At 69.3% G+C, this 26,210-nt stretch carries 25 protein-coding genes and 1 riboswitch; of the genes, 16 read left to right on the forward strand and 9 right to left on the reverse strand.

From position 1 onward, the window contains the following. The first annotated feature begins 70 nt into the window (after positions 1 to 70). Together BWI15_RS09170 and BWI15_RS09175 are read left to right on the forward strand one after the other, a co-directional pair. On the forward strand, positions 71 to 1,702 hold the full coding sequence (locus BWI15_RS09170) for an acyl-CoA dehydrogenase family protein (protein ID WP_077013912.1): 1,632 nt from the start codon (positions 71 to 73) through the stop codon (positions 1,700 to 1,702). Between the two features lie 17 nt (positions 1,703 to 1,719). Beyond that, positions 1,720 to 1,801: riboswitch (ZMP/ZTP riboswitch) on the forward strand. Between the two features lie 24 nt (positions 1,802 to 1,825). Beyond that, positions 1,826 to 3,274 (forward strand): glycine hydroxymethyltransferase, encoded by a 1,449-nt coding sequence (locus BWI15_RS09175; RefSeq protein ID WP_077013913.1) that lies wholly within the window; start codon positions 1,826 to 1,828, stop codon positions 3,272 to 3,274. Between the two features lie 141 nt (positions 3,275 to 3,415). On the opposite strand, the gene BWI15_RS09180 is transcribed toward BWI15_RS09175, so the two are convergent. After that, on the reverse strand, positions 3,416 to 3,982 hold the full coding sequence (locus BWI15_RS09180) for an ArsR/SmtB family transcription factor (RefSeq protein ID WP_077013914.1): 567 nt from the start codon (positions 3,980 to 3,982) through the stop codon (positions 3,416 to 3,418). Positions 3,983 to 4,390: 408 nt separating this feature from the next. Between BWI15_RS09180 and BWI15_RS09185 the strand changes: the two genes are divergently transcribed. From BWI15_RS09185 to BWI15_RS09205, 6 genes are read left to right on the forward strand one after another with little or no spacing between them, the layout of a single operon-like run. Continuing rightward, on the forward strand, positions 4,391 to 6,094 hold the full coding sequence (locus tag BWI15_RS09185) for a nitrite/sulfite reductase (protein ID WP_077013915.1): 1,704 nt from the start codon (positions 4,391 to 4,393) through the stop codon (positions 6,092 to 6,094). After that, a complete protein-coding gene (locus tag BWI15_RS39275) occupies positions 6,091 to 6,240 on the forward strand; it encodes a hypothetical protein (protein WP_166665480.1) in 150 nt (49 codons plus the stop codon). Before BWI15_RS09185 ends, BWI15_RS39275 begins: the two co-directional genes overlap by 4 nt. Then, positions 6,237 to 6,923 (forward strand): phosphoadenylyl-sulfate reductase, encoded by a 687-nt coding sequence (locus BWI15_RS09190; RefSeq protein ID WP_077013916.1) that lies wholly within the window; start codon positions 6,237 to 6,239, stop codon positions 6,921 to 6,923. The genes BWI15_RS39275 and BWI15_RS09190 overlap by 4 nt, the downstream gene beginning before the upstream one ends. Next, complete coding sequence (gene cysD / locus BWI15_RS09195) at positions 6,920 to 7,846, forward strand: sulfate adenylyltransferase subunit CysD (RefSeq protein ID WP_077013917.1); 927 nt, start codon at positions 6,920 to 6,922, stop codon at positions 7,844 to 7,846. Before BWI15_RS09190 ends, cysD begins: the two co-directional genes overlap by 4 nt. Beyond that, complete coding sequence (locus BWI15_RS09200) at positions 7,846 to 9,219, forward strand: sulfate adenylyltransferase subunit 1 (protein WP_077013918.1); 1,374 nt, start codon at positions 7,846 to 7,848, stop codon at positions 9,217 to 9,219. The genes cysD and BWI15_RS09200 overlap by 1 nt, the downstream gene beginning before the upstream one ends. Beyond that, a complete protein-coding gene (locus tag BWI15_RS09205; protein ID WP_077013919.1) occupies positions 9,216 to 9,998 on the forward strand; it encodes a sirohydrochlorin chelatase in 783 nt (260 codons plus the stop codon). The genes BWI15_RS09200 and BWI15_RS09205 overlap by 4 nt, the downstream gene beginning before the upstream one ends. Before the next feature lie 147 nt (positions 9,999 to 10,145). On the opposite strand, the gene solA is transcribed toward BWI15_RS09205, so the two are convergent. From solA to zapE, 7 genes are all read right to left on the reverse strand, one after another. After that, complete coding sequence (gene solA, locus BWI15_RS09210; RefSeq protein WP_077013920.1) at positions 10,146 to 11,303, reverse strand: N-methyl-L-tryptophan oxidase; 1,158 nt, start codon at positions 11,301 to 11,303, stop codon at positions 10,146 to 10,148. A 13-nt stretch (positions 11,304 to 11,316) separates the two neighbouring features. Next, on the reverse strand, positions 11,317 to 12,081 hold the full coding sequence (locus BWI15_RS09215; protein ID WP_237771203.1) for an aminoglycoside 3'-phosphotransferase: 765 nt from the start codon (positions 12,079 to 12,081) through the stop codon (positions 11,317 to 11,319). Between the two features lie 12 nt (positions 12,082 to 12,093). Next, the gene (locus tag BWI15_RS09220; protein WP_077013922.1) at positions 12,094 to 12,954 is read right to left on the reverse strand and encodes a PPK2 family polyphosphate kinase; all 861 of its coding nucleotides are present in this window, start codon (positions 12,952 to 12,954) and stop codon (positions 12,094 to 12,096) included. Positions 12,955 to 13,016: 62 nt separating this feature from the next. Beyond that, positions 13,017 to 13,748, reverse strand: a complete 732-nt coding sequence (locus BWI15_RS09225; RefSeq protein WP_077013923.1) for a hypothetical protein — start codon at positions 13,746 to 13,748, stop codon at positions 13,017 to 13,019. Between the two features lie 148 nt (positions 13,749 to 13,896). Continuing rightward, positions 13,897 to 14,622, reverse strand: a complete 726-nt coding sequence (locus BWI15_RS09230; protein WP_077013924.1) for a hypothetical protein — start codon at positions 14,620 to 14,622, stop codon at positions 13,897 to 13,899. A 148-nt stretch (positions 14,623 to 14,770) separates the two neighbouring features. Beyond that, positions 14,771 to 15,502 (reverse strand): hypothetical protein, encoded by a 732-nt coding sequence (locus tag BWI15_RS09235; protein WP_077013925.1) that lies wholly within the window; start codon positions 15,500 to 15,502, stop codon positions 14,771 to 14,773. 145 nt (positions 15,503 to 15,647) lie between these two features. Then, on the reverse strand, positions 15,648 to 16,658 hold the full coding sequence (gene zapE, locus BWI15_RS09240) for a cell division protein ZapE (protein ID WP_077013926.1): 1,011 nt from the start codon (positions 16,656 to 16,658) through the stop codon (positions 15,648 to 15,650). A gap of 201 nt (positions 16,659 to 16,859) precedes the next feature. Here zapE and BWI15_RS09245 point away from each other — a divergent pair, with 201 nt between their 5' ends. From BWI15_RS09245 to BWI15_RS09270, 6 genes are read left to right on the forward strand one after another with little or no spacing between them, the layout of a single operon-like run. Beyond that, positions 16,860 to 18,191, forward strand: coding sequence for an ABC transporter substrate-binding protein (locus BWI15_RS09245; RefSeq protein WP_077013927.1), 1,332 nt, complete (start codon positions 16,860 to 16,862; stop codon positions 18,189 to 18,191). A 4-nt stretch (positions 18,192 to 18,195) separates the two neighbouring features. After that, complete coding sequence (locus BWI15_RS09250) at positions 18,196 to 19,170, forward strand: carbohydrate ABC transporter permease (RefSeq protein WP_083750642.1); 975 nt, start codon at positions 18,196 to 18,198, stop codon at positions 19,168 to 19,170. After that, entirely contained in the window at positions 19,167 to 20,045 is an 879-nt protein-coding gene (locus tag BWI15_RS09255; RefSeq protein ID WP_083750643.1) for a carbohydrate ABC transporter permease, read from the forward strand. Before BWI15_RS09250 ends, BWI15_RS09255 begins: the two co-directional genes overlap by 4 nt. A gap of 22 nt (positions 20,046 to 20,067) precedes the next feature. After that, on the forward strand, positions 20,068 to 20,838 hold the full coding sequence (locus BWI15_RS09260) for a VOC family protein (protein ID WP_077013928.1): 771 nt from the start codon (positions 20,068 to 20,070) through the stop codon (positions 20,836 to 20,838). A gap of 38 nt (positions 20,839 to 20,876) precedes the next feature. Beyond that, complete coding sequence (locus tag BWI15_RS09265) at positions 20,877 to 21,833, forward strand: aldo/keto reductase (protein ID WP_083750644.1); 957 nt, start codon at positions 20,877 to 20,879, stop codon at positions 21,831 to 21,833. Then, positions 21,830 to 23,221: a GH1 family beta-glucosidase gene (locus tag BWI15_RS09270; protein ID WP_077013929.1), complete on the forward strand. Its 1,392-nt coding sequence runs from the start codon at positions 21,830 to 21,832 to the stop codon at positions 23,219 to 23,221. Before BWI15_RS09265 ends, BWI15_RS09270 begins: the two co-directional genes overlap by 4 nt. A 57-nt stretch (positions 23,222 to 23,278) precedes the next feature. Here the strand turns inward: BWI15_RS09270 and BWI15_RS09275 are convergent, their stop codons facing one another. Further along, on the reverse strand, positions 23,279 to 24,508 hold the full coding sequence (locus BWI15_RS09275; RefSeq protein WP_077013930.1) for an ROK family transcriptional regulator: 1,230 nt from the start codon (positions 24,506 to 24,508) through the stop codon (positions 23,279 to 23,281). Positions 24,509 to 24,638: 130 nt separating this feature from the next. Here BWI15_RS09275 and BWI15_RS09280 point away from each other — a divergent pair, with 130 nt between their 5' ends. Together BWI15_RS09280 and BWI15_RS09285 are read left to right on the forward strand one after the other, a co-directional pair. Beyond that, positions 24,639 to 25,613 carry a zinc-binding dehydrogenase gene (locus BWI15_RS09280; RefSeq protein WP_077013931.1) on the forward strand — a complete coding sequence of 325 codons (975 nt, stop codon included), beginning with the start codon at positions 24,639 to 24,641 and terminating at the stop codon, positions 25,611 to 25,613. A 144-nt stretch (positions 25,614 to 25,757) separates the two neighbouring features. Beyond that, on the forward strand, positions 25,758 to 26,207 hold the full coding sequence (locus BWI15_RS09285) for a hypothetical protein (protein WP_077013932.1): 450 nt from the start codon (positions 25,758 to 25,760) through the stop codon (positions 26,205 to 26,207). Positions 26,208 to 26,210 lie beyond the last annotated feature (3 nt).

A 26,210-nucleotide genomic window follows, 5' to 3' on the forward strand; every position in this document is an offset into this window, starting at 1 on the left:
AGGCGAGAGAGACCGACGTCCCACCGCCTCGCGCTGACCCAGAGCGTGCCATACCGCTTACCGTACTGACATGGCGGACCCAAACGCTGTAACGAACCAGGCTCCCCCGCTTCAGGGAGTGAACTTCTTCACCCACGACCAGTCGCTCGGTGACGCACTGCGTCCGCACGCCGACCTGGCCGAGGACTCCACGCTGACCGCGATCGGAGAACTCGCGGGATCGCAGGAAGCGCTCTCTCATGCTCTCCCCGCGAACCACAACTCCCCCGTCCTGAAGACGCACGACCGCTACGGCCACCGCGTCGACGAGGTCGAGTTCCACCCGTCGTGGCACTGGCTGATGGACAAGGCGGTCGGCTTCGGTCTGCAGGCCGCGCCCTGGACCAGTACCGCACCCGCACCGCACCTCATTCGCGCGGCCGGCTTCTACGTGTGGTCCCAGGTCGAACCGGGCCACGGCTGCCCGATCTCGATGACGTACGCCGCCGTCCCCGCGCTCCGCACGTCGGAGGCACTCGCCGCCGAGTGGATTCCGCGCCTGGCCTCCACCCAGTACGACGTACGCCGGCTGCCCGTCGCGGACAAGTCCGGCGTGCTCGCGGGCATGGGGATGACCGAGAAGCAGGGCGGTTCCGATGTCCGCGCGAATCTGACGACGGCGACGCCGACCGGGAACGGCGGGGACGAGTACCTGATGACCGGGCACAAGTGGTTCTGCTCGGCGCCGCAGGCCGACGTGTTCCTCGTGCTCGCCCAGGCGCCCGAGGGGCTGAGCTGCTTCGTCGTGCCCCGAGTTCTTGCGGACGGCAACCGGAACGCCTTCGCGCTGCAACGGCTCAAGGACAAGCTCGGCAACCGCTCCAACGCCTCCAGCGAGGTCGAGTTCCACGGCACGGTCGGATACCGGCTCGGCGACGAGGGCGCCGGGGTTCGCACGATCATCGAGATGGTGGCCGCGACCCGGCTCGACTGCGTGCTCGGCTCGGCCGCGCTGATGCGTCGCGCGCTGGTCGAGGCGACCTGGCACACGTCGTACCGCAGCGCGTTCGGTGGGCTGCTGCGCGACAAGCCCGCGATGCGCAACGTGCTGGCGGATCTGGCGATCGAGAGCGAGGCGGCAACCGCTCTCTCGATGCGTCTCGCGGCCGCGGTCGACGCGTCCGAGGCCGGTGACGAGCAGGCGAAGGCGTTCCGCCGGATCGCGCTCCCGCTGGCCAAGTTCTGGGTCTGCAAGCGGACGCCGATGATGGTCGCCGAGGCGCTGGAGTGCCTTGGCGGCAACGGGTACGTCGAGGAGTCCGGGCTGCCGCTGCTGTTCCGCGAGTCGCCGCTGAACTCGATCTGGGAGGGTTCGGGCACGGTCAACGCGCTCGACGTCCTGCGGGCTCTGCGCCGGCCGGAGTCGTTGCAGGCCTGGTTGACGGAGGTCGGTGCCGCGCAGGGGGCCGATCCGCGGTTGGATGCGGCCGTGACCGATGTGCTGGAAGCGCTCTCCGACGTTTCTGAGGCCGAGGCGGGCGCGCGGCGACTGGCTGCGCGGATGGCGACGTGCCTGCAGGCTTCCTTGCTGGTCAGGTACTCGACGCCGGAGGTAGCCGACGCGTTCGTGGCGTCCCGGCTGGCCGGTGACTGGGGTGGCGTGTTTGGAACGCTGCCGCGCACCACGCCGTTCGGCGCGATCGTCGACCGCGTCCTGTCATGACGCTCTCCACACGCTAGGGTTACCACCGCGACTGGCGCGTGAGGTGGAGAACCACCGGGGAGCGAGAAGACGCCGGCACCGTGCGCCTGGGTGCCGCGCACAGGCGAACCTCAGGAGACAACGATGACTCAGCCCTTCGACGCCGCCACGGCGTCGGCCGCGTACCGCAACGCGCTCGAGGTGATCGGTGCGGTGGAGCCCACCATCGCCGGCGCGATCAAGGCCGAACTGGAAGACCAGCGCAGCTCGCTGAAGCTGATCGCCAGCGAGAACTACGCCTCCCCGGCGACCTTGCTGACGATGGGCAACTGGCTGTCCGACAAGTACGCCGAGGGTACCGTCGGCCACCGGTTCTACGCGGGCTGCCAGAACGTCGACACCGTCGAGCAGACCGCCGCGGACCACGCGAAAGCGCTCTTCGGCGCTCCGCACGCCTACGTCCAGCCGCACTCCGGCATCGACGCCAACCTGGTCGCGTTCTGGGCCATCCTGGCCAACCGGATCGAGGCCCCCGCGCTGGCCGAGGCGAGCGCCAAGCACGTCAACGACCTGTCCGACGAGGACTGGACCAAGCTGCGCAAGGCGCTCGGCGACCAGAAGATGCTCGGCATGTCGCTGGACGCCGGCGGCCACCTGACCCACGGCTTCCGCCCGAACATCTCCGGCAAGATGTTCCACCAGAGCTCGTACGGCACCGACCCGGAGACCGGGCTGCTCGACTACGACAAGGTCGCCGCCACCGCGCGCGAGTTCAAGCCGCTGATCCTGATCGCCGGCTACTCGGCGTACCCGCGCAAGGTGAACTTCGCCAAGATGCGCGAGATCGCCGACGAGGTCGGCGCGACGCTGATGGTCGACATGGCGCACTTCGCCGGCCTGGTCGCGGGCAAGGTCTTCACCGGCGACTTCGACCCGGTCCCGCACGCGCACGTCACGACGACCACCACGCACAAGTCGCTGCGCGGCCCGCGCGGTGGCATGGTGCTGTGCCAGCCCGAGTACGCCGACGCCGTCGACCGCGGCTGCCCGATGGTCCTGGGCGGCCCGCTCAGCCAGGTGATGGCGGCCAAGGCCGTCGCGCTGGCCGAGGCGCGCCGGCCCGAGTTCCAGACCTACGCGCAGGCCGTCGCCGACAACGCGGTCACGCTGGCCGAGGGCCTGATGAAGCGTGGCGTGAAGCTGGTCACCGACGGCACGGAGAACCACCTGGTCCTGCTCGACGTCTCGTCGTACGGCATCACCGGGCGGCAGGCCGAGTCGGCCCTGCTCGACGCCGGCATCGTCACCAACCGCAACGCCGTACCGCGCGACCCGAACGGCGCCTGGTACACCTCCGGTGTCCGGATCGGTACGCCGGCCCTGACCACCCGCGGCTTCGGCGCCGACGAGTTCGACCGCGTCGCCGAGCTGATGGTGGACGTCCTGTCCAGCGTCACGCCGACCTCCACGTCGACCGGCGCACCGTCGAAGGCCAAGTACGTGCTCGCCGACGGCGTCGCCGACAAGGTCCGCGCGGCCTCGGCCGAACTTCTCGACAAGCACCCGCTGTACCCGGGTCTCGACCTGAACTGACCCCGCCGAGAGCGCGTGTTGCCTCCGGGCAGCACGCGCTCTCTCGCGTTGTCCGGCGACCCGCGCCACCCTGAGAGCGTCAGAGGTTCAAGGCGTACACGGCGATCGCGGCGAACTCGTCGGCTCGGCTCACCCTCGCGCTCATGGCCGAGCCGGCACCGCGTGGCTGAAGACGAACACCGGCCGCGCCTCCTCGCCCGCCGACGGCGCGTCCACGTACTCCTGGACCAGCGCGCTCAACCGAGTCCCGAGTTCCTCCAGCCGGTCGGGGGTCAGTGTGACCCAATTCTCGGTCGAGAACGCCGCGCGGACCCAGCTCTCGTCGTATTCGGATCGCAGGCCGAACCACTGCCGCACCTTGGTCGTGTGATACGTGAGATTCGCCTCCTCGGCGGTCTCGGCGACCAGTTCCGCCGCGGGGTCGCCCCCGGCGTCCGCGACCGACCACGAGTACGACGCTCGCGCGCTGCGCCACCATCGCTCCCGCCGCGTTCGCGCGAGCTCCGGCGCCTCCTCGATCACCCCGGCGGCCGCCAGCACCTTGAGGTGATGACTGATGTTGCCGACCAGTTCCCCGGTCGCCTCGGCCAGCCGTGACGCGGTCGCCGGCCCGTTCACGCCGAGCAGGTCGATCAGGCGCCGGCGCAGCGGGTGATGGATCGCGGCGATCACGGACGGATCGGCGGTACGCCGGTTCGCGGGGCTCATGCGGCGACCCTAGCTCTGACAAGAACTCTTGCACAAGAGATCTTGCAGATCACGGATTGAGCGCGAAACAATGACAACCAGACTGGTGCACTTATCCACATCGCGAGATTGCGTCTCGCCATGCAGGATTGGGAGTTGATTTAACAGCTATCTGACCTGATCGTTGTGAGCATGCTCGCTGCCCTGACCACCCACCTCGTAGGTCGCATTCACGTCGACCTCGGGCGGATGCGCAGCGCCATCTGTTGTCCTTCGACGTTCTGACAGCCACCCCGCCGGGCCTGCCACGGCCCCCTGATCACCTGATCATCGCTGGGTGCGCACCGCGCAGACCGGATCGAACCGACGACGCTTCGAGCCCCCATCGCGAGAGCGCACCTGTCTGTAGAGACAAGGACACGCCCCCAGATGACTGGCGTCACCTCTGCTCCCCGACCTGACACCCCTCGCAAGGCGGCCCGCCCCCGCAAGGGCAAGGGCGAAGGCCAGTGGGCGCTCGGCTACCGCGAGCCGCTGAACAAGAACGAGGAGAACAAGAAGAACGACGACGGCCTGAACGTCCGGGCCCGGATCGAGAACGTCTACGCGCACGGTGGCTTCGACTCGATCGACCCCGCCGACCTGCGCGGCCGCTTCCGCTGGTGGGGGCTCTACACCCAGCGCAAGCCCGGCATCGACGGCGGCAAGACCGCGACGCTGGAGCCCGAGGAGCTGGACGACAAGTTCTTCATGCTCCGGGTCCGGATCGAGGGCGGCCAGCTGACCACCGAGCAGCTCGAGGTGATCGCGGAGGTGTCCACCACCTACGCCCGCGACACCGCCGACATCACCGACCGGCAGAACATCCAGCTGCACTGGATCCGGGTCGAGGACGTGCCGGCGATCTGGCAGAAGCTCGAAGCGGTCGGCCTCTACACCACCGAGGCCTGCGGCGACGTCCCGCGGGTGATCATCTCCAGCCCGGTGGCGGGCATCGCCGCCGACGAGATCATCGACCCGACGCCGGCCGTCAACGAGATCGTCGAGAAGTACATCGGCAGCACCGAGTTCTCCAACCTGCCGCGCAAGTTCAAGACCGCGATGACCGGCCACCCGTCGCACGACGTGGTGCCCGAGGTCAACGACATCAGCTTCGTCGGCGTCGTCCACCCCGAGCACGGCCCCGGCTTCGACCTGTGGGTCGGCGGCGGGTTGTCCACCACCCCGATGCTCGCTCAGCGGGTCGGGGCGTGGATCCCGCTCGACGAGGTGCACCTGGCCTGGAAGGGCGTCGTCAGCATCTTCCGCGACTACGGCTACCGCCGCCTGCGCAACCGGGCCCGGCTGAAGTACCTGGTCGCCGACTGGGGCATGGAGAAGTTCCGCGAGGTGCTGGAGAGCGACAAGTACCTCGGCCGGAAGCTGATCGACGGCCCGGCGCCCGAGGTCCCCGCCGTCCAGGGTGACCACATCGGCGTGCATCGGCAGAAGGACGGCCGGTACTACGTGGGCGTCGCGCCGGTGGTCGGCCGGGTGTCGGGCGCCAAGCTCGCGCAGCTGGCCAAGGTCGTCGCGGCGCACGGCTCGAACCGGATCCGCACCACCGCGCAGCAGAAGCTGATCGTGCTGGACGTCGAGGAGGCGCAGGTCGAGTCCCTGGTCGCGCAGCTTGCCGACCTGGGCTTCCAGGCCCGGCCGTCGGGCTGGCGGCGCAACACGATGGCCTGCACCGGGATCGAGTTCTGCAAGCTGGCGATCGTCGAGACCAAGGCGCGCGCGGCCCAGCTGATCGACGACCTGGAGGATCGGATCCCCGACCTCGACGTCCCGATCACGGTCAACCTCAACGGCTGCCCGAACTCCTGCGCCCGGATCCAGGTCGCCGACATCGGCCTCAAGGGCCAGCTGGTGATGGATGCCGACGGCAAGCAGGTGCCGGGCTACCAGGTGCACCTCGGCGGCGGGCTCGGACTCGACGCCGGCTTCGGCCGCAAGCTGCGCGGCCACAAGGTCACCTCCGACGGGCTCACCGACTACATCGAACGCGTCACCCAGAACTACCTGAAAGAGCGGTCCGAGGGCGAGCGCTTCGCCCAGTGGGTCGTCCGTGCCGACGAGGAGGCTTTGCAATGAGCGAGCGCGCAGCACCTCTTTACTGCCCGTACTGCGGGGACGAGGACCTTCGTCCGTCGGAGGAAGGGCACGGCGCCTGGGAGTGCCGGCCGTGTGCACGGGTGTTCCAGCTGAAGATGATCGGACTGCGGGTGACGGTGGAATGAGTACTGATCTGAAGACGGTCGCCGAGGAGGCGAACGAACGACTGGCCGACGCGTCGGCGCAGGAAATCCTGGCGTGGGCGCACGAGACCTTCGGGCCCGAGCTGGTGGTGACCGCGTCGATGGCCGACGGGGCCCTCCCCCACCTGGCCGCCGAAGTTGCCCCAGGCATCGACGTGCTGTTCCTCGACACCGGGTACCACTTCGCCGAGACGATCGGGACCCGCGACGCGGTCGCCGCGACGCTGCCGATCAACCTGATCAACGCGACGCCGAAGCAGACCGTCGCCGAGCAGGACGCGACGTACGGCAAGGACCTGTTCGCGACCGAGCCGGACAAGTGCTGCGCGCTGCGCAAGGTCGAGCCGCTGAACCGGGTGCTGTCCGGCTACAAGGCATGGGTCACCGGCGTACGGCGGGAAGAGGCGCCGACGCGCGCCAACACCCAGGTCGTCGAGTACGACGCCAAGCGCGACATGGTGAAGCTGAACCCGATCGCGCCCTGGACCCAGGCCGACCTGGACGGCTACATCAACGACAACGGCGTACTGGTGAACCTCCTGCAGTACGACGGCTACCCGTCCATCGGCTGCAAGCCCTGCACCAAGCAGGTCGCGCCGGGAGAAGACCCCCGCAGCGGCCGCTGGGCCGGCCAGGGCAAGATCGAATGCGGGCTCCACGTATGACCGCCGTTGATATGCCCCAGGCAACCATCTCTCCGGTGACCGAGCTGGACGCGCTGGAGAGCGAGTCGATCCACGTGTTCCGTGAGGTGGCGGCGGAGTTCGAGCGGCCGGTGATCCTGTTCTCCAGTGGCAAGGATTCGATCGTCATGCTGCACCTGGCCCGGAAGGCGTTCGCACCGGCCGGTGTGCCGTTCAGCTTGTTGCACGTGGACACCGGGCACAACTTCTCCGAAGTACTCGACTACCGCGACGCGACAGTCGACGCGCTCGGGCTGCGACTCGAGGTCGCGCGGGTCGAGGACTACCTGGCCGACGGGCGGCTGCGCGAGCGCTCCGACGGCACCCGGAACCCGCTGCAGACGATTCCGTTGCTCGACGCCATCAACGCGCACCGGTTCGACGCCGTGTTCGGTGGTGGCCGGCGCGACGAGGAGCGGGCGCGCGCCAAGGAGCGGATCTTCAGCCTGCGCGACGAGTTCGGGCAGTGGGATCCGCGCAACCAGCGGCCCGAGCTGTGGTCGCTCTACAACGGCAAGCACAAGCCGGGCGAGCACGTCCGGGTGTTCCCGCTGTCCAACTGGACCGAGCTGGACGTGTGGAGCTACATCGCCCGCGAGGGAATCGCGCTGCCGAGCATCTACTACGCCCACGAGCGGGACGTGTTCGAGCGCGACGGCATGCTGCTGGCCGTCGGCCCGTACTCGCAGCCGCGCAGCGGCGAGACGGTCGAGCGCCGGGTCGTCCGCTACCGGACCGTCGGCGACATGTCCTGCACCGGAGCCGTCGCGTCGACCGCCTCGTCCCCGGCCGAGGTCGTTGTCGAGGTCGCCGCGAGCGAACTGACCGAGCGCGGCGCGACCCGGGCCGACGACCGGGTCAGCGAAGCCGCCATGGAAGACCGCAAGCGGGAGGGGTACTTCTGATGAGCACCACTCAGGCACCGCAGGCCGGCGATCTCGCGCAGGCACTGGCGGGGACGCACGCCGAGGCCGACCTGGCCCAGCTCGCCCAGCGCCGGTTGCTGCGGCTGGCGACCGCCGGTTCGGTCGACGACGGCAAGTCGACGCTGGTCGGCCGGCTGCTGCACGACTGCAAGGCGATCCTCGCCGACCAGATCGCGCACGTGCAGACCGTGTCCGAAGCCCGCGGCGGCGACTTCGACTTCGCGCTGCTCACCGACGGCCTGCGGGCCGAACGTGAGCAGGGCATCACGATCGACGTCGCCTACCGGTACTTCGCGACCGACAAGCGCTCGTTCATCCTGGCCGACTGCCCCGGGCACGTGCAGTACACCCGGAACACGGTCACCGGCGCGTCCACGGCCGACGTCGTGATCATCCTGGTCGACGCCCGGCACGGCGTCTTGGAGCAGACCCGCCGGCACCTTGCCGTCGCCGGACTGCTGCGCGTCCCGCACGTCGTCCTGGCGGTCAACAAGATCGACCTGGTCGGCTACGACGAGCAGGTCTTCCGCGGCATCGCCAAGGACGTCAGCGAGCTGGCCGACCAGCTCGGCATCGCCGACGTCCAGGCCATCCCGGTCTCGGCCCTGGTCGGCGACAACGTGGTCGACCACTCCGCCAGCACCTCCTGGTACGACGGCCCGACGCTGCTGGAGTTCCTGGAGAGCGCCACCGGTCGTTCCGACGCCTCCGGGCAGCCGCTGCGCTTCCCGGTCCAGTACGTGATCCGGCCGCAGACCGACGACGAGTACCGCGACTACCGCGGCTACACCGGAACCGTCGCCTCCGGCACCGTCTCGGTCGGCGACCCGGTGATCGTGCTGCCGGCCGGCCGGCGGACGTCGGTGGCCGGGATCGACCGGGCCGTGATCACCGCGACCTCGACCGCCGTCGAGGAACGCCCCGCCGCGGTTGCCGGCGAGGCGGTCACGATCCGGCTGGCCGACGACATCGACGTGGCCCGCGGTTCGGTCATCGTCGCGGCCGACTCCTCCCCCGGCACCCGCCGGGAACTGTCGGCCACCGTGTGCTGGCTGTCCGACCGCCCGCTGTCGGTGGGCGCCCGGCTGCTGATCAAGCACACCACCACCACCGCCCAGGCGATCGTCACCAAGATCAACGGCGTACTCGACCTGGACACGCTCGGAGTCATCGACGCCGCCGGGCTCGACCTGAACGACATCGGCAAGGTGCAGCTCAAGGTCGCCGCACCGCTGGCCGCCGATCCGTACTCCAGCAACAACATCACCGGTTCGTTCCTGCTGATCGACGCCCACGACGGATGGACGCTCGCAGCCGGCATGATCGACGAAGAAGAAGGGGAACTGCTGTGACCGCTCCTGCGCTCGTAGTCCTCGCCCACGGCAGCCGCGATCCGCGTTCGGCCGCCACCGTCCACTCGCTGGTGAAGTGCCTGCGCGAGATGCGGGACGACCTGCGGATCGAAGCCTCCTTCCTCGACCACTGCCCGCCCACGCCGTACCAGGTGCTCGGCAAGCTCGCCGCGGAGGGCGTCGAGGAGGTCGTGGTCCTGCCGCTGCTGCTCTCGTCGGCCTTCCACGCCCGGGTCGACATCCCGGCCGTGGTCGACGAGGCGCGCAGCCGGTTCCCGGACCTGCGGATCATCGCCTCCGACGTACTCGGGTACGACGAGACGCTGCTCGACGTGCTCGACCGCCGGATGCGCGCCGAGCTGAAGGACGGCCGGGTCCGCGAGCTCGACGCGCTGGTGCTCGCCTGCGCCGGGTCCAGCGACACCCAGGCCAACGCGGCCGTCACCCGGCTCGCCCGGCTCTGGGGCCAGCGGCACAAGCTCCCGGTCACCGCGGCGTTCACCACCGCGGCGTCCCCGAGCCCGGCCGAGGCCGTGCTGCAGTGGCGGCTGGAGGGGCGCCGGCACGTTGCGGTCGGCTCCTTCTTTCTCGCGCCCGGCGTCCTGCCCGACCGTGCCGAGTCGACGGCCCGCAAGGCCGGAGCGGTTGCGGTCTCCCGCCCGCTCGGGGTGAGCGCCGAGGTCGCCCGCCTGGTGATGCTGCGCTACGGCGTCGCCGGCCTCGACCTGCTCACGTTGGCCGCCCCGGCTCCGCGCCCGCAGCTGGTCCGCACCGCCTGAGATCACGCGGTCGGCCCAGGGCTCGGCGCTCTGGGCCGATCGTGTGCGCGGATCTCCACCACTCACCAATCACGCTGCAGCCCGCTTCCCAGCCAGATCCTGGGCGTGAGGCCGAGCAACCGACGTCGGTTGGTGAGTGGTGCACGTTCAGCCGGCGAAGCGCCTCGGATCCAGGAACGTGGTGTCGCAGTACGGGGTCTCGTCGAGGGTGAGTTGCGCGAGCAGTTCGCCGAGACCGCCGGCGTGCTTGAAACCGTGGCCGGAGTCGCCGCCGGCGATCACCAGGCGTCCGGTGTCGTCCGGCCGGCCGATCAGGAACTGGCCGTCCGGGGAGTCGGTGACGATGCACGGGAGCAGCTTGACCGGGATCGGGTCGAGCCCGGGGAACGCCTCGGCGACCGCGGCCGAGATCTCGTCCACGTCGCCGCGGGGATGCACGTAGCGATCGACCTCGTCGGCGTCGGCGAACGGCGTACCGGCGACGCGGCCGTCGTGTTCCAGGCCCAGCTTCACGCCGTAGCCGTCGGCGGAGCCGTGGCCCCAGAAACCGATACCGCCCGAGCGCTGCCAGATGAACGCGGGAAAGCGCTCCAGCGTGAACTCGTCCGACGCCGGATCGCGCGGCTCGAACCAGTACAGCGGCGTCCGCCTCGGCATCAACGGCAGACCGGGAACGACCTTGCCGAGCCAGGCGCCGGTCGCCACGACGGCCCGCTCGGCGCGGATTTCGACGGTCGGCGTACGGACCAGGACGCCGTCGCGCTCGACCTCCACCGCTGTCACGAGCGTGTGCGCGAAAACGCGGGCGCCCGATTGCCGGGCCGCCTCGACCTGAGCCTGCACGATCGGCTCCGGAAAGCAGATTCCGGCACCGGGATCCCAGACGCCGACGTCGTCCGCACCGAGGGCCCCGTACTGCGGCTGGCGCGCGACCAGCTCCGCGTGATCGAGCTCGACGACCGGCACACCGGCCTTCGCGGCAGCGGCGAGCGCACCGGCGACCGGCTCGCTGCCGGGTGGTCCGGCGTTGAGCGATCCGGTCTGCTCGACGAGCACCTGGCCGGTCTGCGTTCCGAGTGCGGTCCACAGCTCGAGCGACTTCTGCGCGATCGGCGGCAGGCCGGGGTGCTCCATGCAGGCGATGCGGAACAGCCGGGTGATGCCGTGCGACGAGCCGAGCGCGTGCCCGATCGCCTGGCGTTCGACGCCGATCACGTCCACGCCGCGCGCGGCCAATCGCCACAGCGCGGCCGACCCGAACGCACCGAGCCCGACCACCACCACGTCGGTGCGCAACGTCTCCATGCCCAGCCTCCCGTCAGCCCCAGGTGAGCGGATCCAGCAACAGGTAGAAGTCCAGCCGGCGTTGGTCCGGCTCCTCCAGACCGTACGCGCGCAGAAAGCCGTCCGGCGGCAGATCCCACTCGTCGAGCAGCTGCACGGTGGTCAGCGCGAGATCGGTGTAGCGGTCGGCCCAACCGAGCCGGCCGAGATCGATCAGGCCGGTCAGCTCGAGCGTCTCGGGATCGAGCAGGACGTTCGGCAGGCAGGCGTCGCCGTGGCAGACGACCAGGTCGGCGACCTTCTCGGCGTACGGCTGCTCGTTCCTCACCCGCTGCAGCAGTTCCTCGGGACTCGAGTGCCGCGACTCCTCGCGGAGGAACTCCGGGTTCACCGCACCGCGCCGTACGACGTCCGCGGCCTGCTCGACGACCTCGCTCAACGGCCGGCTGAACGGGCAGTCGGTGAGCTCGTGCAACGCCCGGAACGCCTCCGAGAGACGAGACACCGCTCTCTCGCGTTTCCCGGGCGGCAGATCGACCGCCGCGACACCGGGCACGGCTGACGTGATCAGGCACGCGCCGTCGTCCGTCTCGATCCAGTCGAGCACCTCGGCACCCGGGATCCCGGTGCCGCTCAGCCAGATCGCGCGATCGCGCTCTCCGCGCAGCTCCTCGATCCCCTGAGCCGGCGCACACTTCGCGTACGCCGTACCGTCGACCCGCCGGAACACCTCGGTGTCGGACTCCCCCGAACCAGCCGGCGCCCACTCGCCGTCCGGCAACACCAGCGGCCGGCTCACCACGTGGAAAGGTCAGGTCGTCGCAAGGCGCGTTTTCTCCGTCTCGACGTCGAAGTCGGCCGCGGGCCACTGCGGATCGAGGTCGCGCAGCGTCTCGAGCAGCAGGGTCGTGACGGCCCAGTTCCGGTACCACTTGCGGTCGCTCGGGATCACGTACCAGGGCGCCGCCGGCCCGTTGCACTTCTCCAGCGCCGCCTGGTAGGCCTGAACGTACGCCGGCCAGAGCTCACGCTCGTCGATGTCGCCCGGGTTGTACTTCCAGTGCTTGGTCGGGTCGTCCAGCCGGGCGGCGAGGCGCTCCTTCTGCTGGTCCTCGGAGATGTGCAGGAAGCACTTCAGGATCGTGACGCCGCTGTCGGCCAGCTCCGCCTCGAACTCGTTGATCTGCTCGTAGCGCCGGTTCCAGACCGGCGGGGCGACCAGGTTCCGCACCCGGGCGATCAGCACGTCCTCGTAGTGCGAGCGGTCGAAGATCCCGATCATGCCCGGCTCCGGCAGGGCCTGCCGGACCCGCCACAGGAATCCACGCCGCCGCTCGGCCGGTGTCGGCGCCTTGAACGAGGTGATCCGCAGCCCCTGCGGATCCATCAGCCCGGCGCCGTGCCGGATCACACCGCCCTTGCCGGAGGTGTCCATGCCCTGCAGCACCAGCAGCACCGACCGGTTGCCGCCCTTGCGCCCCTCGGCGAACAGCCGCTCCTGCCAGTCCGACACCTCGTCGCCGAGCGCCTCCAGCGCGACCTTGCCGTCGTCCTTGGTCCCCTCGAACCCGGTCGTCGCGCGCGGGTCGTACGCACCCAGGTCGACCGGCCCCTCCGGCACTCGCAACGCGTCGAGCAGCTTCCCGCTCCCGTCAGCCCTGTTCTTCGCCATGACGCCATCCTGCCCCATCCGCACCGGCGAACCGGCGAGGACGGGGCAGGATTCGTACGACGTCAGCGCGTGGTGACGGCGCTGCCGAGGTCCCAGCTGATCGGGGTCGAGTACAGCGCGAAGCGGTAGTCGCGCACCTTGCTGTACCGGTACGACAGCGTGACCTCGCCCTTGGAGTTGGTCCACAGACCACCCTTGAGCGTCTGCCACACCGTCGATCCCTGCTCGCGGAACTGGAACACGCCCGCGGCCGAGCGCTTGAAGTACGAGTTGTTCGACACCGAGTACAGCAACGAGGTGCCCTTCAGCGTGACCACGTCACCGGTGCGCGACGACGAGATCCACGCGCCCGCGGCCAGCTTCACCGTGACCGACAGCTTGTTCTGGGTGTTCGCCGAACCGTCGGGGTTGGTGCTGCCGACGCCGTAGAACTCCTGCACGCCGATCGGGTGGTCGGCCGGGACGAACCAGGAGCCGTCGCCGAACTCGTAGTCCTTGTCGAAGACGACCTCGTTGACGATGCCCTTGCTCGGGTGCCGCAGCCACCAGCCCGACTGCGCGTCGGGGTTGGCCGCGCAGGTGCCGCTCAACTTGCCGTACAGCATCAGCTCCGGGCGGCCGATGGCGACCCGGGTCGGTACCGACAGGTTGCAGGTCCCGGCGGCGTCGCGGGAGGACGAGGCGTCCGGCTTCCAGTGCGCGCCCGGCTCGGGCCTGGCGGCCGACGCCGAGAGCGGCGCCACCGCGGCCAGCCCGACCACCGCGAGGGCGGCCGTCAGCGTACGACGAATCATGGGATGTGCTCCTTGGTGTCAAACGTGGCTGGCACTGGGACCCCCCTCAGCACCGACGATGACCGGAGCGTAGTGGCCGGGAGGGTCCCTCCCGGCCACCATCACGTCAGCTCAACCCGGCACTCGGCCGAATTGCAGCTTGTTGCAATCAGCGGGTGGTGACGGCGCTGCCGAGGTCCCAGCTGATCGGGGTCGAGTACAGCGCGAAGCGGTAGTCGCGCACCTTGCTGTACCGGTACGACAGCGTGACCTCGCCCTTGGAGTTGGTCCACAGACCACCCTTCAGGGTCTGCCACACCGTCGAACCCTGCTCACGGAACTGGAACACACCCGCGGCGGACCGCTTGAAGAACACGTTGTTCGACACCGAGTAGAGCAGCGACGTCCCCTTCAGCGTGACCACGTCGCCCGTGCGGGACGACGAGATCCAGGCGCCGGCGGCCAGCTTGACCGTGACCGGGACGCTGTTCTGCGTGTAGGTGGCGCCGTCGGTGTTGGTGCTGTACGCGGGCTTGAAGGTCTGGCTTCCGATCGCGTCGTCGGAGTTGACCCACCAGGTGCCGTCCAGGTCCGGGTCGGTCGCGTCCCAGCCGATGAAGTTCACGTTGCCCTTGGAGGGGTGGTTCAGCAGCCAGACCGAGCTGTTGCCGGTCCGGTTGCAGTCACCGCTGATCTTGCCCGGCAGGATCAGCAGCGGCTTGCTGATGGCCACGCGGTTCGGAACCGAGACGTTGCAGACGCCCGCGGCCTGCGCCGACGTGACGGGCGCCTTGACGGCCGGTTCCGGAAGCGGCCGGCCGGCCGAGGCCGCCAGCGGCGTCACGGCCGCGATGCCGAGCGCGGCAACCGCGGCCGTGAGGGTACGACGAATCATTCGATGCTCCTTGCGTCCAAACATGACGGCGCTGGGACCCCCCTCAGCACCTGGTGATGGGCGGAGCGTAAACCGTTGCAGCGCCATACCCCGCCCACCACCGCATTGAATGAGACCTGCGTCACCACCGACCTGCAGCTTGTTGCAATCAGCGGGTCGTGACGGCGCTGCCGAGGTCCCAGCTGATCGGGGTCGAGTACAGCGCGAAGCGGTAGTCGCGGACCTTGCTGTAGCGGTAGGACAGGGTGACTTCGCCCTTGGAGTTGGTCCACAGACCACCCTTGAGCGTCTGCCACACTGTCGAACCCTGCTCGCGGAACTGGAACACGCCCGCGGCCGAGCGCTTGAAGTACGCGTTCGTCGTGACCGAGTACAGCAGCGAGGTGCCCTTCAGCGTGACCACGTCACCGGTGCGCGACGACGAGATCCACGCGCCCGCGGCGAGCTTGACGGTGACCGGCACGTTGTTCTGGGTGAACTGGGTGCCGTCGGCGTTGATGCTGCCGATGCCCTGCCAGGTCTGGGTGCCGATCGGGTGCACGTCCGGGACCTGCCACCTGCCGTCGCCCAAGGGATCGACCGGGTCGAACAGCAGGCCGTTCACGTCGCCCTGGCTGGGGTGGTGAAGGATCCAGCCCGACGTGTTGTCGGGTACGGCGCATCCACCGCTGCGCTTGCCGTACAGGGTCAGGTTCGGCCGGCCGATGGCGACCCGGGTCGGGACCGACAGGTTGCACGGGCCGTCGGCTGCCGCGGCGGAGACCGGGCCCTTGAGGCTCGGCGGCATCACCGGGCCGGGGCGGGCGGCCGAGGCCGACAGCGGCGCGACGGCCGCGAGGCCGACGACAGCCACCGCGGCCGTGAGGGTACGACGAATCATTCGATGCTCCTTGCTCGAACCTGACCGGCACTGGGACCCCCCGCAGCACCATCTGATGCGGCTGAGCGTAGTGCGCGAGGAGCTCACCGCCGGCGGGAATCCGCGCCGGCTGCAGCATCGTGCAAGAGCCGTCCGTTGACCGGACTCAGTCCATCCCGGCGTGGGCCAGCGCGATCAGGCGGGAGAGCGCGCGCAGGTACTTCTTCCGGTAGCCGCCCTTCAGCATCGCGGGCGAGAAGAGCTGGTCGAGCGGCAGGCCACTGTGCAGCAGCGGGATGTCCCGGTCGTACATCCGGTCGGCCAGGACGACCAGGCGCAGCGCGATGTTCTCGTCGGTGAGCTCCCGGACGTCGGTGATGCCGACCGTCTCGACGCCGTCCAGGAACGCGCCGTACTTGCTGGGGTGGAGCTCGCCGAGGTGGTGGTAGAGATCGACGAAGTGGTCGCACGACGCGTTCGGAAGGTCGGCCGTCGCGCGCTCGACGGCGTCGTCGGACCACGGAGCCGGGGCGACCGGAAGGCCACGGTGGCGGTAGTCGGGCCCGTCGATCCGGCGTACGTCGAAGTGGCCGGCCAGGGCCTGGATCTCGCGCAGGAAGTCGGTGGCCTGGAAGCGGCCTTCGCCGAGCTTGTCGGGCAGCGTGTTGGAGGTCGCCGCCAGCTGGACCCCGGCGTCGACGAGCTGCCGGAGCAGCCGCGAGATCAGGACGGTGTCGCCGGGATCGTCCAGCTCGAACTCGTCGATACAGATCAGCCGGTACGCCGACAACGCCTCGACCGCCGTCCGCATGCCGAGCGCGCCGACCAGGTTGGTGAGCTCGACGAACGTGCAGTACATCTTCGGGCCGGCCGAGACGTGCCACAGCGACGCGAGCAGGTGCGTCTTGCCGACGCCGAACCCGCCGTCCAGGTAGATGCCGGGCTTGAGCGTCTCGGCCGGGGATTTGCGCCGCCACCAGGACTTCTCCCGGCGCGGCTCGGCCAGCACCTTGCCGCGCTCGACCAGTACGCCGAGCACCTCGGCCTGGCTCGGCTCGTCCGGCGCGGGCCGGTACGTCTCGAACCGCACAGGCGCGAACCGCGGTGGCGGCACGCACTCCGACAGCAGCCGGTCCGGACTCACCTCCGGCCGCCGCTCGACCAAACGGATCGGCATACCGCCACCCTACGATCCGGCCGCCAGTCGATCCGAATCCCGGGGCACCCCTATCCGGCTGCGCGGGTGGTTCGGCGTACGGGCCGTGCTGCGACCCGGGAAACTCCCGGGAAACTGCGATGTGATCTTGCGCGCTTTCTTACATTCAGTTAGGAAGTTGCCATCGGGGTCCGCAGCCGGCTGAACGACCGAGGAGTCAGCATGCAGGATGAACGGCAACTCCCATCCCTTTCCGCCACACCGTTTCGACGACGGAGCCTGCTCAAGGGCGCGCTCGGCGGTGCCGCCGCGCTCGGGCTCGGCTCCTCGCTGGCCGCCTGCAGCAACGACAGCGGCGGCAGCTCCGGCGGCGGCAAAGCCGTCGTCCGGGTCTGGTCCTGGTACGGCGACCAGGAGGACCAGTTCCCGAAGCTGATCGAGAAGTTCCAGGCCGCGCACAGCAACATCACGATCGAAAACCGGATCTTCGGCACGCCCGACCAGTACCTGCCGGCGCTGCAGGCGGCGGTCGCCGGCGGGGACGTCCCGGAGATCTTCGCCCCGCACACCCGGGCGCTGACCTACGGCACCGGTGGCGTGTCCGCCGACCTGAAGAAGGAGCTCGGCGACGACTTCCTGAAGGACTTCTTCGACTCCGCCAACCAGGAGTACACCCTGGACGGCAAGCAGTACGCCGTCGGCTGGATGGCGCAGACCTTCGGGCTGTTCTACAACCCCGACCTGCTGAAGCAGGCCGGCGTCGGCGAGGACGAGATCGAGACCTGGGACGACCTGATCGCGGCCGCGGCCAAGATCCGGGCCATCGGCAAGCATCCGGTCGCGCTGAGCTGCAACCCGACGACCAGCTCGCTGGACTTCTTCCTGCCGCTGCTGACCCAGGTCGCCGACGACCCGACGTTCTACCTCAAGCTCGACCAGCTCCAAGACGGACTGACCTACGAGGACCCGAAGGTCGTCCAGGCGCTGGAGCTGAACCAAAAGATCGTCAAGGGCGGCGTCTTCCAGCCCGGGACGACCGGCACCAGCGGCGACCAGGTCCCGCAGATCTTCTACACCGAGAAGTCGGCGATGCTGTTCAACGGCTCGTGGACGCCGCAGGGCCTGGCCAAGGACGCTCCCCCGGCGTTCGCGAAGAAGTACAAGGTGATGAAGACCCCGGCGATCGCGCCCGGCAAGCGGCACTGGTGCGCGAACCAGGCCGGCGCCGGCTGGGCCGTCTCGGAGACCAGCAAGAACAAGGACGCCGCACTGGAGTTCCTGCGCTTCCTGTACGCCGCCGACCAGTACTCCCCCACCATGAACGACTCCAACTCGATGCCCGCGACCAAGAGCGCCGCGGCCCGGATCGAGCTGCCGATCATGAAGCAGATGACGTCGTGGCTGATCGACGGCGACGGCTGCCCGCACATCCCGTTCGGGGCGGGCTCGGTGGCCGCCGGGGATCCGCTCTCCAAGATCTTCGACGGGACCGGCGAACCGGCCGCGGTGGCCAAGGAGATGCAGCAGGCGGTGCAGAACGCCAAGGGCGGCTGAGCGGGTGGCGACCACAACCACCACCCGGGCCGACCCCGGCGCCGCGCCGGTACGCCGTCCGCAGGTGCGGGCGAACCGCTTCGGATCGCCGCTGCGCCGGTCGCAGCGGGTCGCGGGCTACCTGTTCGTGCTGCCGACGTTCGCGCTGTTCCTGGGCTTCGTGCTCTGGCCGATCCTGCGGACCATCTACCTGAGCTTGACCGCGTGGGGCGGGTTCGGGGCGCCGCGGTTCATCGGAGCCGACAACTACACCCGGATGCTCGGCGACCCGGTCGCGCGGCGCGCGCTGATCGTGACGCTCGTGCTGACCGCGGTGACGACGGTGCTCCTGACTTTTCTCGGCCTGCTCACGGCGGTACTGGTGAACGTCGTGTGGAAGCACGTCGGCGTCCTGGTCCGGACCATCCTCTTCGTTCCCGGCATCGTGTCGTTCGTGGTGTCGGGCGTGCTGTGGAAGCTGATCTACGACCCGAACATCGGCACTCTCAACCAGGTGCTCGGCGCGATCGGTCTCGACTCGCTGCAGCATCCCTGGCTGGCCGACCAGACAACGGTGCTGCCGGCCATCATCCTGGTCACGATCTGGGGCGGACTCGGCTTCGCCATGCTGATCTTCTTCGCCGGGATCCAGGGCATCGATCCGAGCCTGTACGAGGCGGCGGCGGTGGACGGAGCCAATCCGGTCCAGCAGTTCTGGAACGTGACCGTGCCGAGCCTTCGCGTCGTGACCGGGCTGGTGATCAGCCTCGGACTGCTGAACGGGTTCAAGGCGTTCGACATCATCTACGTGATGACCGGTGGTGGGCCGAACCACGGCAGCGAGGTGCTCGGCACCTATCTGTACTCGCTGGCCTTCGGCTCGACGTCCGGGTCCATTCCCCAGCTCGGCTACGCCAGCGCGTTCAGCGTCGTGACGATGGTGCTCTGCACGCTCGCGGTGATCGCCCAGCTCTGGCTGACCAGAAGGGCGGACCGATGACCGCGCCCGCGCTACCCCGAATACGCCGTACGCCGGAGCAGGGCAGCAGGCCGTTCCGGTTTCCGCTGGGCAAGAGCTTCGCGACGTTCGTGCTGGCGCCGTTCTGCGTGCTGATGGCGTTCCCGTTCGTGTGGATGCTGCTCACCTCACTGCGGGAGCCGAACACGATCTTCGGTGGTCCGGTGATCCCGGACAAGCTGACCTTCGCCGGCTACTCGACCGCCTGGACCACGATCCAGTTCCCGCTGCACCTGTGGAACAGCGTGTGGATCACGTCGGTGACGGTGATCGGTGTCCTGGTGTTCGCGACGCTCAGCGGCTACGCGTTCGCCAAGCTCGACTTCCCGTTCCGCAACACGCTGTTCGTGCTGCTGCTGACCACGTTGATGATGCCGGCGACGGCGCTGATCATCCCGCTCTACCTGCAGCTGAAGACGCTCGGGTTGCTCGACAGCCAGACCGGGTTGCTGGTGCTCTACATCTCCGGGTCGGCGCCGTTCGCGATGTTCCTGATGCGGGCGTTCTTCCAGACGTTGCCCGACGAGCTGATCGAGGCCGCCCGGGTCGACGGCGGCTCGGAGTTCACGATCTTCTGGCGGGTGATCCTGCCGCTGACCCGGCCGGGCATCGCGACCGTCGTGATCTTCCAGTTCCTGCAGACCTGGAACGAGTTCCTGATCGCGAACACCGTGCTGCGCGACACCGACTCGCTGCCGTTGCAGCCGGTGCTGTTCACCCTGATGGGCCAGTACTCCACCAACTGGCCGGCGCTGACCGCCGGTCTCACGCTGTCGGTCGTCCCGGTCGTGGTGGTCTACGTCCGGATGCAGCGGCAGTTCGTCGCCGGGATGATGCTCGGCGCCGTCAAGAACTGACTCCCCCTACCGAAGGAGATCCATGCCGATCAAGAACGTCGTCGTCAACTGCACCGACGTCCAGCGCTCGGTCGAGTACTACGGGAAGTTCCTGGAGCTGCCGCTGATCGGTGAGGCAGGCGAAGATCGCGCTCTCCTCGACGCCGTGACCGCGACCATCGAGCTGCGCAGGGTGGAGCAGGGACGAGAGGCCAGCACGTGGGTCGGCGACGACCTGCAGAAGGGGTTCCGGCACATCGGCTTCAAGGTGGACCGGCTGGACGAACGCGCTGCCGTGCTGAAGGCGGCCGGCGTCGAGTTCACGCTCGATCCGCTGGACGCCGAGGGTGCGGTCCGGATCTGCTTCTTCTTCGATCCCGACGGGACGTTGCTGGAGATGATCCAGGGCGACCTGCAGTACGCCGCGGTGCTGGACGAGGACGGGGTCGCGAGAGAGCGCGCTCTCGGCGTTCCGACGCGTCCACGCTTCGACCACGTCGCGGTGACCGTCGAGGACCGGGAACGCACCCACGAGTTCTACCGGGACCACTACGGCTTCTCGTTCATCGGCACGATCGAGCAACCGCACGACCCGCGCGGCTTCAGCATCGGCTACCTCAAGGGCGGCGACACGGTGCTCGAGGTGTTCACCTACGAGCGCGAGAAGACCGCCCGCGAACCGCAGCTCGACGTGGCCGGTTTCTCGTACGCCGTGCTCGCGGGCGACCCGCCGGCCGGGCTGCCCACGCTGACGGCGCCGGACGGGACCGACGTCCAGGTCGATCCGGACGGATTCAGCTTCGCTACCATCTGACTTAACCGTTTCACCTGTCTTCCCGAAAGCGGGTTCCCGTGACCGATCCTTCGACCGGCGACTGGCTGCGCCCGCTCGGTTCCACCGGACTGACCGTGTCGGCCGTCTGCGCCGGCGGCGCGCTGCTCGCCGGAATGCCCGAGGTCTTCGGGTACGACGTGAGCCAGAACGAGGCGGTCGCCGTGATCGACCGGGTGCTCGACGGCCCGCTGACCTGGATCGACACCTCGAACGGGTACGGCGCCGGCGAGAGCGAGCGCCGGATCGGCCAGGCGCTCGCGGCCCGTCGCAGTGGACTGCCGGACGGGTTCCTGGTCGCGACCAAGGTCGACGCGCTCGGCGACGACTACTCCGGCGCCCGGGTCCGGGCGAGCGTGGCCGAGAGCAAGCAACGGCTCGGGCTCGATCACTTGCCGCTGGTGTACCTGCACGACCCGGAGTTCCACGACTTCGACAGCATGCGGGACGCCGTCGCGACGCTGATGAGGCTGCGCGACGAGGGCGAGATCGGGCACGTCGGTCTCGCCGGCGGCAACGTGCACGAACTCGCCCGTTACCTCGAGCTCGGCGGCTTTGAGGTGCTGCTCGTGCACAACCGGTGGAGCCTGGTCGACCACAGCGCCGACGAGCTGATCGAGAAAGCGCTCTCTGATGGTCTCGCGGTGGTCAACGCCGCGATCTACGGCGGCGGCATCCTGGCGAACCCCCAGAGCAGCTCCGGCAAGTACGGCTATCGCGACGCGCCCGCCGCGACCCTCGACGCGGTGGCACGGATGGACCAGGCCTGCCGCGAGTACGGGATCGACCTGGCCACGGCCGCGCTCCAGCACTCCGTGAACGACCCGCGGATCACGGGCACGGTCGTCGGCTTCAGCAAGCCCGCACGTGTCGACCAGCTGGTCGCCGCGCTGAAGACCGAGATCCCCGACGAGCTGACCGCCCGGCTGTCCGAACTGATGCCTGACCGTACCCACTGGCTGGAAGGAACCCGATGACCACTCCCTCGACCCCACCCGCGCCCGCGAACGCGCGATCCGGGTTTCCCGGCAGCTTCGTCTGGGGTGCCGCGACCGCGTCGTACCAGGTGGAAGGCGCGATCGCTGAGGACGGCCGGGGACCGAGCATCTGGGACACCTTCGCCGCCACGCCCGGCAAGATCGCCGACGGTTCGACCGGCGAGGTCGCCGACGACCACTACCACCGCTACGCCGACGACCTCCGGATCCTGGCGGACCTCGGGCTGAAGGCGTACCGGTTCTCGATCGCCTGGCCGCGGGTGGTGCCGACCGGAAGCGGCGCGGCCAACCAGGCCGGCCTCGACTTCTATCGCCGGCTCGCGGAGACGTGTCTGGAGCACGGCGTCACGCCGTACGCGACGCTCTACCACTGGGATCTCCCCCAGCCGCTCGAGGACGCCGGCGGCTGGCTCGTGCGCGACACCGCCGAACGCTTCCGGGACTACGCGGCGATCACCCAGGGAGCGCTCTCCGACGTGATCTCGCACTGGATGACGCTCAACGAACCCTGGTGCTCGGCGTTCCTCGGCTACGGCAACGGCGAGCACGCACCCGGCCGGACCGAAGGCGCCGACGCGCTCAAGGCCGTCCACCACCTGCTGCTCGGTCACGGTCTGGCCCTCGAGGCGATCAAGACGCCGGCCAACACGGTCGGCATCGCCCTCAACCCCGCCCCCGTGTACGCCGCGTCGGACTCGGACGCCGACCGTGACGCCGCTCGCCGCGTCGACGGGCTGCGCAACCGGATGTTCCTCGACCCGCTCCTGCTGGGCAAGTACCCGTCCGATGTCCTGGAGGACACCGGGATGGCGGAGTGGTTCGGCCGCTTCGACGCGGATCTGCCGGTGATCTCGGCACCGCTGGACTTCCTCGGCGTCAACTACTACTGCCCGTCCACGGTCGCCGCGCCTGACGAAGGGCCGGTCGCCGCACCGGGCGTCGCCACCACGCAACCCGGCAGCGAGAACGTCGTTGCCGTCGACACCGGTCTCGCCAAGACCCAGATGGGCTGGGGCATCGACCCCAACGGTCTGCGCGACATCCTGCGCCAGATCAACACCTTGGCCCCTGAGCTCCCGCTCTACATCACCGAGAACGGCGCGGCCTATCCCGACGAGGTCACCGCCGACGGCACGGTCGACGACACCGAACGGCAGGCGTACTTCGAGCAGCACCTGACCACGGCCGCCCAGGTCGTCGCCGAAGGCCTGCCGCTCCAGGGGTACTTCGCCTGGACGCTGCTGGACAACTTCGAGTGGTCGTGGGGATACACGCGCCGCTTCGGGCTCGTGCACGTCGACTACAAGACGCAGCAGCGCACGATCAAGAACAGCGGGCTCTGGCTGAAGAAGTTCCTCACCAGCTGACGTCCTGCGGATCGCGCGGGGACGGGCTCGGCCCTTCCCCGCGCTTCGCTCGCTGCCTCAGCTGGTCATCGCCCGGCTGGAGGTCTGATGCGGAGTGAGCTGGCTGTGCAGCACCAAGGAAGCGGCACCGAGGGCTGCGGCGCTCGGGCCCAGCTTCGAGAGTTCCACGCGGGTGGGGTGGATGGCCCGCACGAACGACAGCCGGTTGATCTCCTCGGTGGCGGCGCGGACGTAGATGTCCCCGGCCTCGCTGAAGCCCGGGCCGGCCAGGATGATCTGGGACAGGTCGAGCAGGTTGGTGATCGACAGCAACGCCTTGGCGAGGTAGCGGGCGGACTGCTCGATCAGCGGCAGGCAGCGGGGGTCGCCGTCCGCGGCGCGCTGGGCGATCCGGGCGAAGTCCGTGCGGACCGACGTGCGCTTGCCACGCAGGCCGAGATCCTTGGCGAGAGCGCGATCTTCCTGGGCCAGTTCGACGACGCGGGCCGGCGCGGCGAGCGCTTCCAGGCAACCGTTGCCGCCGCACCAGCACGGCGGGCCGTCGACCTCGAGCACCATGTGGCCGATCTCGCCGACGTTCGACGACGAGCCCCGGTAGACGTCGCCGTTGGTGACCAGACCGAGGCCGAAGCCCGCGGCCAGGTAGAGAGTCGCGAAGTCGTTGGCCGACGGGATACGGCCGGCCCAGAACTCGCCGATCGCGGCGCAGGTCGAGTCGTTCTCGACGACCACCGGATGGTCGATCGCCTGACTGAGCTGGCCCTGGACGGCGAACGGCTCCCAGGCGTAGCGCTCGCGATCGGCACGCAAGAGTTGTGCACCGCTCCCCTGCCGTCCGGCCAGCGCGACGCCGACTCCGACCAAGGTGCTCGGCTCGATGCCGGCGCGCTGGATCAGGTCGTCGAGCTCGCCGACGAGCCGGGTGATCACCGTGGCCGGGGTGTCACGGCCGATGCCCTTGGACGACAGCTGCTCGATCACCCGGCCGTTCATGTCGGTCACCACGTACGTCGTACTGAGGGTGTCGATCGAGATGCCGACCGCGTGCCGCGCGCGGGGGTTGAACTGCAGCAACGTCGCCCGCTTGCCGCCGGTCGGATCGCCCAGACCGGTTTCCACGATCAGGCCCTCGGCCAGCAGCTGCTTGACCACGCGCGAGATCGACGCGCCGGTCAGCCCGGACCGGTCGGCCAGCGCGACGCGGGTCACGGTGCCGCTGGAGCGGATCAGGTCCAGGATCGCGCTGTGCGTCTCCTGGGCGGTCGCACCCTTCAAGATCTTCGCCACGTCGTTCCTCCCGGACCGAACTTTAATACACAAGGTAACGAAGTGGAGGCCCAACCGTCGCACTTGACCTCAAGTGAAGTTCAGGTCCTAGCGTCGAGGCCGAGTCACACCGACGACAGGAGACAACACCATGCGGGCGATCAGGCTGCACGAATTCGGGCCGGCGGACAACCTGACGTACGAGGAGGTGCCTGATCCGGTCCCTGCGGCCGAACAGGTGCTGATCGCCGTCGAGGCCGCGGGAGTGCACCTGCTGGACACCGCCCTTCGCCAAGGCACCGCGGGCGGAGGACCGGTCGCTCCCCCGACGCTGCCGACGATCCCGGGCCGCGAGGTAGCGGGCACGGTCGAGGCAGTCGGCCCCGGCGTCGAGACTGGATGGATCGGCAAGCGGGTCGTGGTGCATCTCGGCCCGGTGCCCGGCGGGTACGCCGAGAGAGCGGTTGCCCGGGTCGAGTCGGTGCACGAGATCCCGGACCACGTCGACGCCGCCCACGCGGTGGCCTCGATCGGGACTGGCCGGACGGCCGCCGGGATCCTCGAGCAGGCCGCCATCACGGCCGAGGACGTCGTACTGGTCACCGCGGCGGCGGGCGGGATGGGCATTCTGTTCGTCCAGAGCGCACGCAACGCCGGAGCGACCGTGGTCGGCCTGGCCGGCGGACCCGAGAAGACCCACCAGGTCCGCGAGCTCGGCGCGCAAGTCGTGGTCGACTACCGGCAGCCGGACTGGGTGGAGCAGGTCACGGAGAACCTCGGAGAGCGCGATCTCACCGTGGTGCTCGACGGGGTGGGCGGGGAGAACGGGCGGCGGGCGTTCGAGCTGCTGGGGATCGGCGGGCGGATCCTGATGTTCGGGTGGTCGGGCGGAGGGCCGGTCGAGATCACCACCCAGGACTTGATGGAGCGCGGACTCAGCGCGACCTGGGCGATCGGACCGAAGTTGATGCGCCGGCTCCGGCACTTGGAGACCACGGCGCTCACCGAGACCGCCGAGGGACGTTGGGTGCCCCTGGTGACCACCTTCCCGCTGGCGAAGGCTGCCGACGCGCACCGCGCCCTGGAGAACCGTGAAACCACCGGCAAGGTGGTCCTGCTCACCTAGATCACGGTCGCGCCGGCGGACCGACCACATCACCCGGCAGGACGTCGACCGACGGTCCTGGATCCCCGCGGGTGAGTGCGGCGGTGGAGTGCACGCTGGTTTGCGGGGTCCCCGGTGGCCGTGCGCTCCCGTAAACTCCCCGGCATGAAGGTCCTGCCCAGCCAGTCCGAGGTGTTCCTGCTGTCCGAGCAGGACCGCCGCTTGGTGCTGGACGGCCCGGCGATCATCGATGCCCAGGGCAACCGGCACGAGGTGCCGCCGAAGGTGGTCGAGGCGCTGCTGTTCGTCGAGACGGCGATGCGCGAAGGCTTCGCCGTCCAGGTGACCGTGCTCCGGCACGAGCTGCCGATCCGCGAGGCGGCCGCGGCGATCGACATGGCCGAGGACGAACTGCGCTCGTACGTGGCCTCCGGTGAGGTCCCGTTCCGGTCCGACGAGTCGGTCGACTGGGTTCAGTTGGAGCACGTCCTCGCCTTCAAGCGGCGGCTGAAGGCCCGGCAGCGCGAGATCCTCGACCAGATGATGGCCGAGAGCGACTACGACGCGTACGGCGACGACGGTGACGGCCTCGAGCCGGGCGATCTCGATCGCTAGGCC

The organism is Kribbella sp. ALI-6-A, assembly GCF_001984195.1.
GTDB lineage: Bacteria > Actinomycetota > Actinomycetes > Propionibacteriales > Kribbellaceae > Kribbella.

What these genes read in the sequence shown, in the direction of transcription:
- BWI15_RS09170 (WP_077013912.1), top strand. Translation starts at nt 71, where the DNA reads ATGGCGGACCCAAACGCTGTAACGAACCAGGCTCCCCCGCTTCAGGGA.
- BWI15_RS09175 (WP_077013913.1), top strand. Translation starts at nt 1,826, where the DNA reads ATGACTCAGCCCTTCGACGCCGCCACGGCGTCGGCCGCGTACCGCAAC.
- BWI15_RS09180 (WP_077013914.1), bottom strand. Translation starts at nt 3,982, where the DNA reads ATGAGCCCCGCGAACCGGCGTACCGCCGATCCGTCCGTGATCGCCGCG.
- BWI15_RS09185 (WP_077013915.1), top strand. Translation starts at nt 4,391, where the DNA reads ATGACTGGCGTCACCTCTGCTCCCCGACCTGACACCCCTCGCAAGGCG.
- BWI15_RS39275 (WP_166665480.1), top strand. Translation starts at nt 6,091, where the DNA reads ATGAGCGAGCGCGCAGCACCTCTTTACTGCCCGTACTGCGGGGACGAG.
- BWI15_RS09190 (WP_077013916.1), top strand. Translation starts at nt 6,237, where the DNA reads ATGAGTACTGATCTGAAGACGGTCGCCGAGGAGGCGAACGAACGACTG.
- cysD (WP_077013917.1), top strand. Translation starts at nt 6,920, where the DNA reads ATGACCGCCGTTGATATGCCCCAGGCAACCATCTCTCCGGTGACCGAG.
- BWI15_RS09200 (WP_077013918.1), top strand. Translation starts at nt 7,846, where the DNA reads ATGAGCACCACTCAGGCACCGCAGGCCGGCGATCTCGCGCAGGCACTG.
- solA (WP_077013920.1), bottom strand. Translation starts at nt 11,303, where the DNA reads ATGGAGACGTTGCGCACCGACGTGGTGGTGGTCGGGCTCGGTGCGTTC.
- BWI15_RS09220 (WP_077013922.1), bottom strand. Translation starts at nt 12,954, where the DNA reads ATGGCGAAGAACAGGGCTGACGGGAGCGGGAAGCTGCTCGACGCGTTG.
- BWI15_RS09225 (WP_077013923.1), bottom strand. Translation starts at nt 13,748, where the DNA reads ATGATTCGTCGTACGCTGACGGCCGCCCTCGCGGTGGTCGGGCTGGCC.
- BWI15_RS09230 (WP_077013924.1), bottom strand. Translation starts at nt 14,622, where the DNA reads ATGATTCGTCGTACCCTCACGGCCGCGGTTGCCGCGCTCGGCATCGCG.
- BWI15_RS09235 (WP_077013925.1), bottom strand. Translation starts at nt 15,502, where the DNA reads ATGATTCGTCGTACCCTCACGGCCGCGGTGGCTGTCGTCGGCCTCGCG.
- zapE (WP_077013926.1), bottom strand. Translation starts at nt 16,658, where the DNA reads ATGCCGATCCGTTTGGTCGAGCGGCGGCCGGAGGTGAGTCCGGACCGG.
- BWI15_RS09245 (WP_077013927.1), top strand. Translation starts at nt 16,860, where the DNA reads ATGCAGGATGAACGGCAACTCCCATCCCTTTCCGCCACACCGTTTCGA.
- BWI15_RS09255 (WP_083750643.1), top strand. Translation starts at nt 19,167, where the DNA reads ATGACCGCGCCCGCGCTACCCCGAATACGCCGTACGCCGGAGCAGGGC.
- BWI15_RS09260 (WP_077013928.1), top strand. Translation starts at nt 20,068, where the DNA reads ATGCCGATCAAGAACGTCGTCGTCAACTGCACCGACGTCCAGCGCTCG.
- BWI15_RS09270 (WP_077013929.1), top strand. Translation starts at nt 21,830, where the DNA reads ATGACCACTCCCTCGACCCCACCCGCGCCCGCGAACGCGCGATCCGGG.
- BWI15_RS09280 (WP_077013931.1), top strand. Translation starts at nt 24,639, where the DNA reads ATGCGGGCGATCAGGCTGCACGAATTCGGGCCGGCGGACAACCTGACG.
- BWI15_RS09285 (WP_077013932.1), top strand. Translation starts at nt 25,758, where the DNA reads ATGAAGGTCCTGCCCAGCCAGTCCGAGGTGTTCCTGCTGTCCGAGCAG.